General features: G+C 68.1%; 1 protein-coding gene. It reads right to left on the minus strand.

The window, feature by feature from the left end; all coding sequences use genetic code 11:
* A partial coding sequence (locus tag IE269_RS42830) for an S-adenosylmethionine synthetase N-terminal domain-containing protein (protein ID WP_318299720.1) occupies positions 1-661 on the minus strand: 661 nt, incomplete at both ends.

Here is a 661-nt window from a genome sequence, read left to right on the forward strand (position 1 = left end):
TGCTCGACGACGAACTCGCGGATGTCGGGCGCGAGCAGCGAGTCCAGGTCGATGTCGGACGCGTGCTGCGAGGAGACGACGACCGTGTCGAGACGGACGGCCTTGTCGCCGTCGTACTCGATGGTGACCTGGGTCTTGCCGTCGGGGCGCAGGTACGGGATGGTCCCGTTCTTGCGGACCTCGGACAGGCGGCGCGACAGGCGGTGCGCGAGGTGGATCGGGAGCGGCATCAGCTCCGGGGTCTCGTCGCACGCGTAGCCGAACATCAGGCCCTGGTCGCCCGCGCCCTGCTTGTCGAGCTCGTCCTCATCGCCCTCGACACGCTTCTCGTAGGCCGTGTCGACGCCCTGCGCGATGTCGGGGGACTGCGCGCCGATGGACACCGAGACGCCGCAGGAAGCGCCGTCGAAGCCCTTCTTGGACGAGTCGTAGCCGATGTCGAGGATCTTCTCGCGCACGAGCTGGGCGATCGGCGCGTACGCCTTCGTGGTGACCTCACCGGCGACGTGCACGAGGCCCGTCGTGATCAGGGTCTCCACGGCGACCCGGGAGGTCGGGTCCTCCCGCAGGAGCGCGTCGAGAATCGTGTCGCTGATCTGGTCAGCGATCTTGTCGGGGTGGCCCTCGGTCACAGACTCCGAGGTGAAGAGACGACGGGACA

Source organism: Streptomyces spiroverticillatus, from assembly GCA_014650415.1.
Classification (GTDB): domain Bacteria; phylum Actinomycetota; class Actinomycetes; order Streptomycetales; family Streptomycetaceae; genus Streptomyces; species Streptomyces spiroverticillatus.